11 protein-coding genes and 1 tRNA gene are annotated in these 14,567 nt (G+C 66.8%); 7 read left to right on the top strand and 5 right to left on the bottom strand.

Features of this window, described 5'->3' with window-relative positions; genetic code table 11:
- Positions 1 to 88 precede the first annotated feature (88 nt).
- From ACFQI8_RS05355 to ACFQI8_RS05340, 4 genes are all read left to right on the top strand, one after another.
- Positions 89 to 580, top strand: a complete 492-nt coding sequence (locus tag ACFQI8_RS05355) for a ferritin-like domain-containing protein (protein ID WP_390243748.1) — start codon at positions 89 to 91, stop codon at positions 578 to 580.
- A 4-nt stretch (positions 581 to 584) separates the two neighbouring features.
- Positions 585 to 1,037, top strand: coding sequence for a metal-dependent transcriptional regulator (locus ACFQI8_RS05350; protein ID WP_390243245.1), 453 nt, complete (start codon positions 585 to 587; stop codon positions 1,035 to 1,037).
- 132 nt (positions 1,038 to 1,169) lie between these two features.
- Positions 1,170 to 1,273 (top strand) — tRNA-Gln (locus ACFQI8_RS05345).
- 204 nt (positions 1,274 to 1,477) lie between these two features.
- On the top strand, positions 1,478 to 2,236 hold the full coding sequence (locus ACFQI8_RS05340) for an FkbM family methyltransferase (protein ID WP_390243747.1): 759 nt from the start codon (positions 1,478 to 1,480) through the stop codon (positions 2,234 to 2,236).
- A gap of 25 nt (positions 2,237 to 2,261) precedes the next feature.
- Here ACFQI8_RS05340 and ACFQI8_RS05335 read toward each other — a convergent pair whose 3' ends face one another.
- Positions 2,262 to 2,981 (bottom strand): alanyl-tRNA editing protein, encoded by a 720-nt coding sequence (locus ACFQI8_RS05335; protein WP_390243244.1) that lies wholly within the window; start codon positions 2,979 to 2,981, stop codon positions 2,262 to 2,264.
- A 195-nt stretch (positions 2,982 to 3,176) separates the two neighbouring features.
- Here ACFQI8_RS05335 and ACFQI8_RS05330 point away from each other — a divergent pair, with 195 nt between their 5' ends.
- Positions 3,177 to 3,869, top strand: coding sequence for an HD domain-containing protein (locus tag ACFQI8_RS05330; RefSeq protein WP_390243242.1), 693 nt, complete (start codon positions 3,177 to 3,179; stop codon positions 3,867 to 3,869).
- Positions 3,870 to 3,920: 51 nt separating this feature from the next.
- Here the strand turns inward: ACFQI8_RS05330 and ACFQI8_RS05325 are convergent, their stop codons facing one another.
- From ACFQI8_RS05325 to proS, 3 genes are all read right to left on the bottom strand, one after another.
- Positions 3,921 to 4,910, bottom strand: a complete 990-nt coding sequence (locus tag ACFQI8_RS05325; RefSeq protein WP_390243240.1) for an NAD-dependent epimerase/dehydratase family protein — start codon at positions 4,908 to 4,910, stop codon at positions 3,921 to 3,923.
- 87 nt (positions 4,911 to 4,997) lie between these two features.
- Complete coding sequence (gltB, locus tag ACFQI8_RS05320; RefSeq protein WP_390243239.1) at positions 4,998 to 9,530, bottom strand: glutamate synthase large subunit; 4,533 nt, start codon at positions 9,528 to 9,530, stop codon at positions 4,998 to 5,000.
- A 160-nt stretch (positions 9,531 to 9,690) separates the two neighbouring features.
- The gene (proS, locus tag ACFQI8_RS05315) at positions 9,691 to 11,157 is read right to left on the bottom strand and encodes a proline--tRNA ligase (RefSeq protein ID WP_390243238.1); all 1,467 of its coding nucleotides are present in this window, start codon (positions 11,155 to 11,157) and stop codon (positions 9,691 to 9,693) included.
- 163 nt (positions 11,158 to 11,320) lie between these two features.
- On the opposite strand from proS, the gene ACFQI8_RS05310 reads away from it, so the two are divergent.
- On the top strand, positions 11,321 to 11,818 hold the full coding sequence (locus ACFQI8_RS05310; protein WP_390243237.1) for an HTH domain-containing protein: 498 nt from the start codon (positions 11,321 to 11,323) through the stop codon (positions 11,816 to 11,818).
- A 35-nt stretch (positions 11,819 to 11,853) separates the two neighbouring features.
- On the opposite strand, the gene ACFQI8_RS05305 is transcribed toward ACFQI8_RS05310, so the two are convergent.
- Positions 11,854 to 12,333: a hypothetical protein gene (locus tag ACFQI8_RS05305; RefSeq protein WP_390243236.1), complete on the bottom strand. Its 480-nt coding sequence runs from the start codon at positions 12,331 to 12,333 to the stop codon at positions 11,854 to 11,856.
- 248 nt (positions 12,334 to 12,581) lie between these two features.
- Between ACFQI8_RS05305 and ACFQI8_RS05300 the strand changes: the two genes are divergently transcribed.
- On the top strand, positions 12,582 to 14,504 hold the full coding sequence (locus tag ACFQI8_RS05300; protein WP_390243235.1) for a beta-CASP ribonuclease aCPSF1: 1,923 nt from the start codon (positions 12,582 to 12,584) through the stop codon (positions 14,502 to 14,504).
- Positions 14,505 to 14,567: the final 63 nt, after the last annotated feature.

The raw sequence follows: 14,567 nt of genomic DNA, 5'->3' as shown, positions 1-14,567 counted from the left end.
CGAGGGAACCGCTTAAGTCGGTTACTCCCGGAGAGGTGTGTATGTACGTCGCGGGACCGTGTCTTCGAACGGTGAGGGGGACGAGTCCGTGAGCGTCGGGTATCAGGTCAGCTCGGACCACCAGCTCGCCCGACTCCTCCAGATCGGTATCGTCCTCGAAGAGGTCGTGGAGGCGCGCGCCTATCACCACCACGAGGAACTCGACGAAGACGCGCTCGACGAGGAGATTCGGGCCCTGCTTTCGCACGCCGCCGAGGAGTCCGCGGACCACCGCGAACGCCTCGAAGCCGTCATCGACCGGCTGGAGGTCGACAGCGTCCCCTTCGAGGAGATAGAGGCGCTGGTCGAGGCCCAGTACGGTCAGACGAAACCCGAGGACTTCGACGGCGTTCTGTACGACCAGCTCTGCAACGAGGAGACCGCCTACAAGTTCTACGACGACGTCATCGAGGCCATCGAGGCGAGCGAGGCACAGTTCTCTATCGACCGCGAGGAACTCGTCGCGACGCTGTCGGCGATTCGCGACGAGGAGGCGGAGGGCGTAGAAGAAGTGACGCGAATCATGGAAGCACGGGAGTGAAACGATGAACACGGCAGACCAATACGTCAAGGCGATTTACCTGCTGCAGGAGATGGAGGACGGCCCGGCGGCCACCGGCGCGCTCGCGGACATGATGGAGGTGAGTCCGGCGAGCGCGAACGAGATGATCGGCAAACTCGAATCCCGCGGCCTCGCCGAACACGAGAAGTACAAGGGCGTCACGCTCACGGACGACGGCATCGTCCGCGCTCGCGACGCGCTCCAGACCTACTGCATCATCGAGCGCTTCCTCTCGAACGTCCTCGACGTCGAGGAGTTCCGCGCGGAGGCCCGCGAGCTCGAACCCGTCATCGACGGGATGATCGCGGAGCGGCTCGACACCATCATCGACCGCAACTCGGAGTGTCCCGACTGTTTCGACCCCGAGACGGACGCCTGCGAGTATCTCGACGTGTGCGGCGCGGAGACGGAGACGGAGACGGAAGTCGCCGATTAATCGCCGACGACGACCGACCGGAACCGAAGCGTTTTCATTTACCAGCGGATAACCGACGAGTGCGCAGTCCCGTGCGGTGAGCAATCTCGAAGAGATTGCGAGGCACATGGGACGAGTGAACGACGCGACCGAAGTCCCGTGGTGTAGTGGCCAATCATAGCGGCCTTTGGATTGGTACGGTTCGATGCGTGCCGAGAAGACAGCCGCTGACGGCGGTTCGAATCCGCCCGGGACTATCCTGCGACGAACGAACGTGAGGAGCGGATAGTCCAGCGGATTCGACGCCCAGAGGTCGAGCGGATTCGAGACCTCGCGGTTCGAATCCGCCCGGGACTACTCGAACGACTCCGGCGAATCCATAACACGCCGAGTCGCGTCGCCGCCGAGCGATTTTTATCGCCACACAATGACAGTGTACTAACGTGTCTCTCCTGCACCCGGTGTCGGCCGCTCGCCACCTCGCGTACACCCTCCACTACGCGCTCGTCCGGGCGAACTACGAGCGACGGCTCGTCGCCACGAAGAAACACGTCGGGCGGACGAGCTTCAGGAGCTACGAACTGTACAACCGCCACGGCAACGACGTGCTTCTGCAGGCGCTGTTGCTCGGTCTCGACGACGGCGACGTGGTCGTCGACGTGGGCGCGAACACGGGGACCTACACGCTCGCGGTCGCGGCCAGCGAGTCCTCGGCGCGAGTGGTCGCCGTCGAGCCGCACCCCGAAGTCGTTGACCAGTTACGGGCGAACGTCGGGGTCAACGGCTTCGACGACCGGGTGGACCTGCTCGGTTGCGGCCTCGGCGACGCCGACGAATCGCGGGCGTTCCACCTGTCGAGCTACGACGAACTGGGCTCGTTCTCGCGGGACCACGCGAGCGCGTGGGAGGCGCGGGTCGTCGACACGGCGTCGGTGTCGGTTCGGCGGCTCGACTCGCTCGTCGACTCGGGGACGGTCCCGTCGCCTGACCACCTGAAAATTGACGTCGAAGGGTTCGGCCTGAACGTGCTCCGGGGGGCGGAAACGGTCCTCCGGGAGCACCGGCCGACGGTGTATTTCGAACTGCACGACGCCCGCGGGAGCCACGACGAGGCGGCGGCGAAGGCCCTGCTCCGCGAGGTAGGCTACGAGTTAGTCCCGGTCCGCGAGGGGTGGGTGTGCGAGCCGCGGGCGCGGACCGAGGCGACCCAGTCGGCGTAAGTCGCGGCCCGTTGAGTCGACCCAGTTATTCGAGGACGAAGTTCACGCGCTCGTGCGCCGAGCCTTGGGTCGTTCGGCCGGTGACGGAGACCGCGCCGATGTCGCCCGTCGATGCGACGTGGGTCCCCGCGCAGGCGGTCCGGTCGAAGGGGTCGTCCGCGTCGCCGATTTCGACGATGCGGACCTCGCGAATCGAGTCCGGGAGTAGGTGCAGGCGGGTTCGCTCGGGGTCGAGCATCGCCTCGGCCTCGTCGCGGCCGAGACTGTACCACCGGACGGGGAGGTCGGACGCGACGAGGTCGTTCAGGCGCGTCTCGATAGTCCGGAGGTCGTCGTCGTCGAAGCGGTCGTAAGCGCAGTCGAGGCGCGCGCGGTCGGCGTACAGTTGGTTGCCCGTCGTCTCGGCGTCGAACTCGTCGAGGAGGACCGCAGAGAGGAGGTGCTGGGCCGTGTGGTAGCGGCTGTGCGCGCGCCGCCGCGCCGCGTCGACGCGCCCGGTGACGGTCGTTCCCGGTTCGGGGGCGTCGCCCGCGACGACGTGTTCGATTCGGTCGCGCTTCCGGACGTCGGTCACGGCCCAGCGCTCCCCGCCGGTCGAGAGCGTCCCCGTGTCGTGCGGTTGGCCGCCGCCAGTCGGGTAGAAGTAGGTTCGGTCGAGGACGACGCGGTCGCTCCCGCGGACCGTCTCGACGGTCGCCTCGAACTCGTCTGTCGCTCCGTCGTCGAGGTATCGTGCGTCGGTCACGGCCGAGACGATGCGGCCGGGCGAGTTAACTCTCTCCGATGTGACATGGGTTCACACCACCGGCCACGAGACCCGGTCTGTTCGCCCGAGAGCCCGGTTCCCGCGACTCAGGGTGGTCGTAACGCCTAAGAGTGGAACGACCCTCATTCCGTGTAATGAGAATACGCACGTGCCAACACCGACGGAGGTTCTGCCGTGGGCGTTGAAATCAAAGAGTCGGCCGTCTCTGACGCGGAGTTCGAAGACATGAAGCGCTTCGTCTCGGACTATCTCTCTGCGAGCGTCGAAAACGAAGACGACGGCGGGCGGATGCGCTGGTACCCGTGGCACTCCGCGGAGTACCGGTTCAACCACATCCTCAACGTCGTCGACCTCGCGACGCGCATCGCCGACCACGAGGGCGCGGACGTGAACGTCGTTCGCGTGGCCGCCCTCTTTCACGACATCTCGAAACTCGAAGCCGACCAAGACGTCCACGCCGAGGAGGGCGCTCGCGTCGCCCGCGAGTTCCTCAGTAGCCACGGCGACTACCCCGAGTCGTTCGTCGAGCAAGTGTGTCAGGTCGTCTCCGACCACTCGTATCAGGGGTCGCTGACGGACGTCTCGCTGGAGACGCGCTGTCTCATCGAGGCCGACATCCTCGACAAAATCGGCGCGAACGGCACCGCGCTGATGCTCCTGCGGATGGGCTACGAGGCGCGGACGCACATGGACGCCGCCGAGATGGTCGACCGCGTCTTCGAACGCGGCCGCGACGCCTCCGCGCGACTCGAAACCGACACGGCCCAGAGCTTCGCACACCAGCGGCTCAAACGTGTCAAGTGGTTCCGCGAGTGGCTCGAAGAGGAGGTCCCCGAGATGGACCACGACGGCCAGTTCAGCGGCTGAGTTCGTCGTCGCCGCCTCGTTGCCTCAGGTTTTCGAGCGAGTCACCCCGACTCAGAGCGTGTCGAGAATCGAGAGCACGCGCGCTTCGGCGTCGCGGCCGGGGTCGTGTTCGGAGCCGTCGCGGTCGCTCTCGCGGTGGTCGGCGACCGACCGGCGCATCGCCTCCTCGACGGGGGTTGACTCCCAGCCGAGGCGGGCGAGTTTGTCCGTCGAGAGAACGTGCGGGTAGTCGCGGTAGAGGACGAAGTCGTCCATCGAGAGGTCGGCCGCGGCGAGTTCGCGCTCGCCCGCGTGCACCACCTCGACGTCGGTGTCCGCGGCGTCGGCGATGACCTCGACCAGCTCTTCGAGCGTCACGAGCCGTCTGTCGCTGACGTTGTAGGCCTCACCCGGCTCGCCCGCCTCGGCGACGACGCGCATCGCGCTCGCCACGTCTTCGACGTACGCGCGGTGCCAGACGTTCGTCCCGTCGCCGGGAACGACGACGCGGTCGTAGTTCAGCACGCGGTCAATCCAGTAGTCGAGGCGCTCGGTGTAGTCCTCGGGACCGTAGACGATGCAGGGACGGACCGACATCGCGTTGATGCCCCGCGAGGCCGCTTCGAAGACGACGCGGTCGCCCTCGGCCTTCCGCGGGCCGTAGCTCGCACCCGAGTCGTCCGTCGCCTGCTCGTCGGTGCAGTCGCAGAGCGCGGTCTCGTTTTCGCGTTTCGGGATGACCTCGGACCCGTAGGCCGCGCCGCTGGAGATATAGACGTAGGCGTCTACGTCGGCGAAGATGTCGACCGCCGAAGCGACCTCCGCGGGTTTGTACGCCACGCAGTCGAACACCGCGTCGGGCTCGACGGTCAGCTTCGCGGTCCGGAGCGCCTCGTCGTCGGTCCGGTCGCCCTGGACGTGCTGGACGCGCGGGTCGTCCTCGAAGGGGTTGTCGTGGTTCCCGCGGTTGAAGATGGTCACGGCGTAGCCGCTGTCGAGGAGTTCCGAGACGAGGTGACGGCCGATAAAGCGCGTGCCGCCGATGACGAGTGCGTTGTCCATGTCTCGGCCGAGGGCGCGCGCGGTGAAAAACGTGGGAGAACCGGCGGCGGATTCCGGGGACCTCCTCGCGGTCCGAGAGCGCCGGTCTCAGTCGTCGCTCGTCGTCGCCGCGCCGACCTTGTCGGCACCGGCGTCGACGATTGCGCCCGCCTTCGCGGGGAGCTCGTTCCGGACGTCTTCGCGGCCGTCTTCGGCGATGACCTCGGCGTACGCGTCGGGCATCACCTTCACGAAGTCACCGAGGACCGACTGCCAGTCGTCGAGCAGTTCGGCCGCGCGGTCGGAGTCGGTGTACGTGAGGTGGTTCTCGACGAGTCGGGTGACCATCGCCTCGTCCTTGTCGTCGAGGTGGTCTTCGAGCGTCACCATCTCGGTGTTGGCCTTCGCGGCGAACTCGTCGTCGGGGTCGTAGACGTAGGCCACGCCGCCGGACATGCCCGCGGCGAAGTTGCGGCCCGTCTCGCCGAGGACGGCGACGACGCCGCCGGTCATGTACTCACAGCCGTGGTCGCCGACGCCTTCGACGACCGCCTTCACGCCGGAGTTGCGGACCCCGAAGCGCTCGCCGGCGAGGCCGTTGACGTAACACTCGCCCTGCGTCGCGCCGTAGAGGGCGACGTTGCCGATGAGGATGTTCTCTGCGGCCTCGTAGTTGGCCTCGGCGGGCGTGTTGACGATGACGCGGCCGCCCGAGAGCCCCTTGCCGACGTAGTCGTTCGCGGCCCCGGTGAGCCGCATCGTGACGCCGCGGGCGAGGAAGCCGCCGAACGTCTGGCCGGCGATGCCGTCGAACTCACAGCGGATGGTGTCGTCCGGGAGCCCCTCGCCGCCGTGGGCGTTGGAGATGCGGTTCGAGAGCATCGCGCCGACCGCGCGGTCGACGTTCGAGAGGTCGCGGCGAATGACGACCGGTTCGCGGTTCTCGATGGCCTCCGCGGCCTCGTCGATGAGCTTGTGATCGACGTGCGTCTCGATGTCCGCGTGGACCTGGTCTTCGGTCTTGCGGCGCGCGCCCGTTTCGGGTTCGGCCAGCACCGACGAGAGGTCGAGGTGCTTTGCCTTCTCGTGGTCCGTCTCGACCTGCCGGAGGAGCGACGGACGACCGATCATCTCGTCGAGCGAGGTGAAGCCGAGGTCGGCCATAATCTCGCGGAGTTCCTGCGCGATGAACGTCATGTAGTTGATGACGTGGTCGGGCTCGCCGGGGAAGCGGCGACGCAGGTTCTCGTCCTGCGTGGCGACGCCGACCGGGCAGGTGTTCTCGTGACACTGGCGGGCCATGACACAGCCCGAGGTGACGAGCGACGCGGTCCCGAAGACGTACTCCTCGCCGCCGAGGAGGGCGGCGACGGCCACGTCGCGGCCGGTCTTCATGCCGCCGTCGACAGAGACGCGGATGCGGGAGCGAAGCCCCGTCGCGCGGAGCATCTGGTTGGCCTCGGCGAGGCCGAGCTCCCACGGGAGCCCCGCGTTCTTGATCGAGGTCTTCGGCGACGCGCCGGTGCCGCCGTCGTAGCCGGAGATGTGGACCACGTCGGCTTTCGCCTTCGAGACGCCGGCGGCGATGGTGCCGATGCCGGCCTCCGAGACGAGTTTGACGTTGATGTCGGCGTCGGGGTTGGCCGACTTCAGGTCGAAGATGAGCTGTTTGAGGTCCTCGATGGAGTAGATGTCGTGTAGCGGCGGCGGCGAGATGAGGCCGACGCCCGGCGTCGCATAGCGGACGTGGGCGATCATCTCGTTTACCTTCTTGCCGGGGAGGTGGCCGCCCTCGCCGGGCTTCGACCCCTGTGCCATCTTGATCTGAATCTCGTCGGCCGACGAGAGGTACTCCGAGGTGACGCCGAAGCGGCCGGAGGCGACCTGCTTGACGTTACACTCCTTTTCGGTGCCGAAGCGCTCCGGCGGCTCGCCGCCCTCGCCGGAGTTGGACTTGCCGCCGATGCGGTTCATCGCGATGGAGTTGTTCTCGTGGGCCTCCGGCGAGAGACTGCCGAGCGACATCGCGGCCGTCGAGAAGCGCTTGACGATGTCCTCGACGGGTTCGACCTCGTCGATGTCCACGGGCTCGCGGTCGGAGTCGAACTCGAGCAGACCGCGGAGCGCCTTCAGCTGTTTCGACTGGTCGTTGACCAGCTCGGCGAACTCTTGGTACTTCTCGTAGTCGCCGGCGCGGACGGACTGCTGGAGCGTGCCGACGGTCTGGGGGTTCCAGCCGTGGTGGATGCCGGCCGAGCGGTTCTCGTACTCGCCCTGCCGTTCGAGCTTCGGGTCCGCGCCGAAGGCGGCGGCGTGGCGGGTCAGCAGGTCTTCCTCGATGACGTCGAGGCCGATACCCTCCGTGCGGATTTCGGTGCCCTCGAAGTACTCGGCGACGAATTTGGAGTCGAGGCCGACGGCTTCGAAAATCTGCGCGCCGCGGTAGCTCTCGACCGTCGAGATGCCCATCTTCGCCATCGTCTTGAGCAGGCCGTCTTCGAGCGCGTGGACGTACGCGTCGATGGCCTCGCCCTCGTCGGCCCCGTCGGGGCCGGCGACGACGTCCTCGATGGTCTGGTAGGCGAGGTAGGGGTTCACCGCGCCCGCGCCGTAGCCGACGAGCGTGGCGAGGTGGTGGACCTCGCGGGGGTCGCCGGACTCGACGACGAGGCCGGCGTGGTTCCGCAGGCCGTTGCGGACGAGGCTGTGGTGGACCGCGCCCGTCGCAAGCAGGCTCGGGATGGCGACGCGGTCGGGGCCGACCGCGCGGTCGGAGAGGACGACGATGTCCGCGCCGCCTTCGATGACCTCCTTGGCCTCCTCGCGGACGGCCTCGATGGCCTCCCGGATGTCGCCGCCTTTCTCGTAGGTGGTGTCGACGACGGCGCTCCGCATGTCGTCGTCGAGGTCCTTGATGGCCGCCGTCTCGGCGTCCGTGAGGACCGGCGAGTCGAGGACGAGTTGGCGCGCGTGGTCGGCCGACTCGTCGAGCAGGTTCCGCTGGAAGCCGAGCCGCGACTCCAGGCTCGTCACGAGCTTCTCGCGGATGTAGTCGATAGGCGGGTTCGACACCTGCGCGAACAGCTGTTTGAAGTAGGTGAACAGCGGGCGGTTGAGGTCCGACAGCACCGAAAGCGGCGTGTCGTCGCCCATCGAGCCGACGGGGTCCTTGCCGTCGCGGGCCATCGGCTCTATCATGTGGTTGAGCTGGTCGTGCGTGTAGCCGAACGCGGCCTGCGTCGCGCGAAGCGACTCCACCTGTCCGCGCGAGGTGGAGTCCACCTCGCCGGCGATGTCGTCGAGGTGGCGCTGTTGTTCGTCGACCCACTCGCCGTACGTCTCGTCGGTGAGGGAGTCGAACACCTCGGCGTCGGGGATGACGCGGCCCTCCTCGGGGTCGGCCATGAAAATCTCGCCGGGCTGGAGTCGACCGCGGGATTCGAGTTCCGCGGGGTCGGTGTCGAGCGCGCCGACCTCGCTGGCGACGATGAGGCGGCCGTCGGTCGTCACCTCGTAGCGGCACGGGCGGAGACCGTTTCGGTCGAGGACGGCGGCGATGCGGTCGCCGTCGGTCGCGGCGACGAGCGCGGGGCCGTCCCACGGCTCGACCAGCGAGGCGTGGAAGTCGTACCAGTCGTGGCGCGCCTGGTCCATCGCGTCGTCGTTGCGGTACGCCTCGGGGATGAGCATCCGCAGGACGTGCGGGAGCTCGCGGTCGCTCTTGAGGAGCAGTTCGACCACGTTGTCCACGCTCGCGGTGTCGGATTGGTCGGCCTTCGTGATGGGCATGAGCGTCTCGATGTCGTCGCCGAAGGCCTCGTGCCGGAGGTCCGTCTCGCGGGCGCGCATCCAGTTGACGTTGCCGCGGATGGTGTTTATCTCGCCGTTGTGGATGACCTGTCGGTACGGGTGGGCGAGATGCCACGCGCCGAGCGTGTTAGTGGAGAACCGCGCGTGAACGAGCGCGAGCTCGGTCGTCATCCGCTCGTCGCCGAGGTCGGGGTAGTAGTTCGGGAGCTGTTCGGCCGTGAGCAGTCCCTTGTAGACGATGGTCTTCCGGTCGAGCGAGCAGACGTAGAATCGTCCCGCGCCCTCGATGACGAGGTCGTCGACCGCCTTCTCGGCGGCTCGACGCCCGAGGTACAGCGCTCGGTCGAACTCGTCTTCGGTCAGCTCGTCGGCCGGCTCGACGAACAGTTGCCAGACGTCGGGCTCCGATTCGAGCGCGGTCGCGCCGAGGTCTGCGTTGTCGGTCGGCACGTCACGCCAGTCGAACACGGACAGCCCGTGGTCGGCCAGCGACTCCTCGACAACCGCCGAAACGCGCTCGCGGACCTCGTCGTCGGTCGGCATGAACACCGAACCGGCCGCGTAGCGGTCCGGAAGCTCCCCGTCGAGGACCGAATCGAAGAACTCGTCAGGTCGTTGGAACAAGATGCCCGCCCCGTCCCCGGTGTTCTCCTCAGCGCCCGTGGTGCCGCGGTGCTCGAGGTTCTCCAGGAGTTCGAGGCTGTCTGCGACGACTCGGTGCGAGGCGCCGTTTTCGAGGTCTACGACGGCCCCAACGCCGCAGTTCGACCGCTCGTCGGTCGGGTCGGCTAACCCGCTCTCGAAGGGTGCGTCTATGTGTGGCTTGGTCATACGCCAATGGTACAGCTACCACCATAAGCAACTTTTCCTGAAACCATAAGGGTGTTACAATGTCATATAAGGATGTATCCATACATAGTATGTCGACTAATGATGATTCGACGCACGACGAAAAATATGAACAATCGTGTAGAACGGCGCGGCGGCCGGCTCAGTAGGACTTCGCGAAGTACGCGGTCTCCTCAGCGTCGTCGCCGCAGACCGCACAGTCCTCGCCGTCGTGAATCTCCGCGTCCTCGTCGTTCAGGGGCACCATGACGATTTCGGCGGCGATTTGGTCTTTAATCTCGTCCTCGCAGTCCTCGTCACCGCACCACGGCGCTTTCACGTAGCCGCCGTGTTGGCCGATAGTGCCGAGAATCTCGTTGCGGGCGGACGCCTCGCGGACGTTCGCTTCGAGGTTCTCCTCCGCGGCGGCGTAGAGCTTCGCGTACACCTCGTCGAACTGTTCTTCGACGGCCTCGGCGATGTTCTCGCGGTCGAGTTCGACCGATTCACCGTCGGGGCGGTGGACGGCGGTGACGACGCCGTCGTCGACCTCGTTCGGACCGATTTCGAAGCGGACGGGAACGCCCTTGAGCTCCCACTCGTTGAACTTGAAGCCGGGGTTGCGCTCGTCGCGGGCGTCGAGTTCGACGCGGACGCCGGCGGCTTCGAGGTCCTCGGCGATGTCCTCGGCGTAGTCGAGGACCTTCTCCTGCGTGTCGGCCTGCCAGATGGGGACGATGACGACCTGCTCGGGCGCGATGGTCGGCGGCAGGACGAGGCCCTGGTCGTCCGAGTGCGTCATGATGAGCGCGCCGAGCGAGCGCCACGAGAGTCCCCACGAAGTCGTGTGGGCGGGCTCTTCGTCCTCGCCTTCGGTCGTGTAGGTGAGGTCGAACGCCTCGGCGAAGGAGGTGCCGAGGTAGTGGGAGGTGCCGGCCTGCACGGACTTGCCGTCGGGCATGAGCGCCTCGACGGCCGTCGTCGTGTCCGCGCCGGGGAACTTGTCGTGCTCCGGCTTCGCGCCGCGGAGCACGGGGATTGCGAGCACGTCCTCGTAGAGCGACTGGTACTGCGAGAGACGAGTCATCGTCTCGTCCCACGCGCCGTCGCGGGTCTCGTGGGCCGTGTGGCCCTCCTGCCAGAGGAACTCCTTGGTACGGAAGAACGGCTTCGTCTCCGTGGCCTCCCAGCGCACGACGGAGGCCCACTGGTTCACGCGGAGCGGGAGGTCGCGGTGGCTACGAACCCACTGGGCCATGTAGGGCGCGATGATGGACTCGGAGGTCGGTCGGACGGCGAGGCGTTCTTCGAGTTCCTCGTGGCCGCCGTGGGTGACCCACGCGACCTCGGGGTCGAAACCCTCGACGATGTCCTTCTCGCGTTCGAGATAGCTCTCGGGGATAAACAGCGGGAAGTACGCGTTCTGGACGCCCGTCTTTTTGAACTCGCCGTCGAGGTAGTTCTGGATGGATTCCCACAGCGCGTAGCCGCGCGGGCGGGTCACGATGAAGCCGCTCATGCCCTCCGGGCCGTAGTTCGCGAGGCCCGCCTTCTGGACGACCTCGGCGTACCACTCGCCGGTGTTGTACTGCTTCGACTCGGTGATACCGAGTTCCTGCTCGTCGCTCATTGCCCATCGGTAGCCGTAGCGAACCCTTAAACGCCCCGAAGGTGCCGGCGCGTCGCCCCGCCGCGCGGACCGTCTCTCGCCGGCGACGGTCGGCGGTTCCGGCGGACACATAGATACATACCGCCGGCAGTCCTACCAGAACATGGTGGTTGGCGTGCTAACAATGGACACAATTGTGAGCGGCGAGCGGCCGACTCCTCGGGAGGAGACGGTCCGAATCGAACTGTGGGTACCGAGCGGGCGGCGCGCGGAGTTCAAACCGGTCATCGAGCGACTGGACGACGCCGTTGAGCGCGGCCTCGTCTCGGAGTACACGGTCGAAACGTGGGACCGGTTCGTGGACCTCAGCGGGGAGCTGAGCCCGCGCGAGCGCCGCGCCCGCGACCGGCTCGCGTCGTACGCGGAGTGGACGGCGACGCGCGGCGAGCGGCTGACGGGATTAGGCGACCTCGGCGTGCGCGGCGTCGGGCGGATGGGGCCGGAGCGGGTGACGCGGCGAATCCCGCGAGCGGTCATGGCCGAGTACGAAAACGGCGTGCTCGCGCACGTGACCGCGTGCGAGGAGTGCGTCGGCGCGTTCCGGGGACGGCTCCGCGAACTCGACACGGAGGGAGAATCCGAGTCCGAGCGGCCGTCGGAAACCCTCCGAACCGAGTGGTAAGCGGCCCGAACGTCGCTTTTTCGGCGATACCCCCGTCAGCGCCGGCTGTCGAACGGCGAGTCGCCGTCGCGCCACGACCACCCCGGCAGGCGCGTTTGAAAGCCCGCGGCGAGCGCGGCGTCGAGGTCGTCGCGCCCGGCGGGGCCGTCGGTGTGGACGGCCACGTCCGCGAAGTGGAACGTCGCCTGCGCGAGGAGTCGGAGCGGCTCGCCGCCGGCGATGGTCGCCGCGAGTTCGCGGCCGAGCACCTCGTCGACGACGAACCCCGGATAGTCGTCCTGTACGTCTAACTGCTTGAGGATGCGGACGTAGGCCGCGACGTTGACGCCGACCTCGCCGTCGGCGAACACCGCGTCGACCGCCTCGCGGTAGGCCGCGTCGTCGACGTCGCCGACGCGGGTGTCGAACTGCTCGCCGAGCCGCCGTCGCGTCTCGTTGATGAGCGGGACGACCACGTCGGCGCGCTCTCGAACCCAGTCGTGTTCCGCCGAGACGGCCGCCGGTGTGAGGTCCATGGTCGTCGAACGGCCCCGAGACGCTTCGGCTTTGCGAAGGGTTTTATACTGGCGACATGGTACTGTCGAGTAAGCGGGTTTTCCCTGCCTCTTCCCGCAGTCGAGATACAACCGTATTCAGTTCACTATGCTCTCTCCGCAGTCGGCCGAGACTGGCACTCGTACACGTGGACCGGCTCGCGTCGACGTTCCTGAGGTAGGGGTTCCCGAGACCTGCCGGCGCAGGACCGGACGGGTCGCTCGTAACTATGAGCTCCGTAGATAAACAACTCGAGAATCTGAAGGCAGAGATTACGAACGAACTCCCCCGCGACATCTCGGTTTCCGACGTCAAGTACGAGGGTCCCGAACTCGTCGTCTACACGCGCGACCCGAAGAAGTTCGCTCAGAACGGCGACCTCATCCGGAAACTCGCGAGTAAGCTCCGAAAGCGAATCACGGTTCGCCCGGACCCGGACGTGCTGTCGGACCCCCGTGAGGCCGAACCCAAGATTTTGAGCGTCATCCCCGAGGAGGCCGGCGTCACCGACCTCGACTTCCACATCGACACCGGCGAAGTCGTCATCGAGGCCGAGAAACCGGGCATGGTCATCGGCCGTCACGGGTCGACGCTCCGCGAAATCACGCAGAAAGTCGGCTGGACGCCCGAAGTCGTCCGCACCCCGCCCATCGAGTCCTCGACGGTCTCGAACGTCCGCAACTTCCTCAAACAGGAACGCGAGGACCGCCGCCGCATCCTCGAACGGACCGGCCGGCAGATTCACCGCGAACAGCTCTCGGACGACGAGTGGGTCCGCATCACGACCCTCGGTTGTTGCCGCGAGGTCGGCCGCGCCTCGTTTATCGTCTCGACGCCCGAGACCCGCATCCTCGTCGACTGCGGCGACAAGCCCGGCTCCGACGACGTACCGTATCTGCAGGTCCCCGAGGCGCTCGGGTCGGGCGCGAACTCGCTCGACGCGGTCGTTCTCACCCACGCTCACCTCGACCACTCGGCGCTCATCCCGCTTCTGTTCAAGTACGGCTACGACGGCCCCATCTACACGACCGAGCCGACCCGCGACCTCATGGGTCTGCTCACGCTCGACTACCTCGACGTCGCCTCGAAGGAGGGTCGCACTCCGCCGTACGAGTCCGAGATGGTCCGCGAGGCAATCAAGCACACCATCCCGCTAGAGTACGGCGATGTGACCGACATCGCCCCCGACGTGAAGCTCACGTTCCACAACGCGGGTCACATCCTCGGCTCCGCAGTCTCGCACTTCCACATCGGCGACGGCCTCTACAACGTCGCGTTCTCCGGCGACATCCACTACGAGGACACCCGCCTGTTCAACGGCGCGGTCAACGACTTCCCGCGCGTGGAGACGCTCGTCCTCGAATCGACCTACGGCGGCCGTAACGACTACCAGACCGACCAGCAGGACTCCGAAAAGCGCCTCATCGAGGTCATCAACGAGACGTACGACCGCGGCGGCAAGGTCGTCATCCCGGCGTTCGCCGTCGGTCGCTCCCAAGAGATTATGCTCGTCCTCGAAGAGGCGATGCGCTCGGGCAAGATTCCGGAGATGCCCGTCCACCTCGACGGGATGATCTGGGAGGCGACGGCCATCCACACGACGTACCCCGAGTACCTCCGCGACGACCTCCGCGACCGCATCTTCCACGAGGACGAAAACCCGTTCCTCGCCGAGGAGTTCAACCACATCGACGGCGGCGAAGAAGAGCGACAGGACGTCGCCGACGGCGAGCAGGCCATCATCCTCTCGACCTCCGGGATGGTCACCGGCGGTCCCATCATGTCGTGGCTCCGCCACGTCGGCCCCGACCCGAAGTCCCGGCTGGTCTTCGTCGGCTACCAGGCGCAGGGGACCCTCGGCCGCCGCATCCAGAACGGCTGGGACGAGATTCCGGTCAACGGCCGCGACGGCATGGGCCGGTCGGACACGCTGAAGCTCGAGATGGACGTCGAGACGGTCGACGGCTTCTCCGGCCACGCCGACCGGCAGGGCCTCGAAAACTTCGTCAAGACGATGAACCCGCGCCCGGAGAAGGTGCTGTGCGTCCACGGTGACGAGCGGTCCGTGCAGGACCTCTCGTCGGCGCTCTACCACGACTACAACATGCGGACGTTCGCGCCGAAGAACCTCGAGACGTTCCGCTTCAAATAAAGATGGCGGTGGGCCTGTGGGCCGAGCGTCGAACGTGTTTGCTACTCGTGCGGCGCTGTATCC

Origin of the sequence: Haloferax chudinovii (genome assembly GCF_042663345.1) — an archaeon.
Classification (GTDB): Archaea; Halobacteriota; Halobacteria; order Halobacteriales; family Haloferacaceae; genus Haloferax; species Haloferax chudinovii.
The sequence above is the reverse complement of the archived record's forward strand: the minus strand, read 5'-3'. Positions and strand labels throughout refer to the sequence as shown.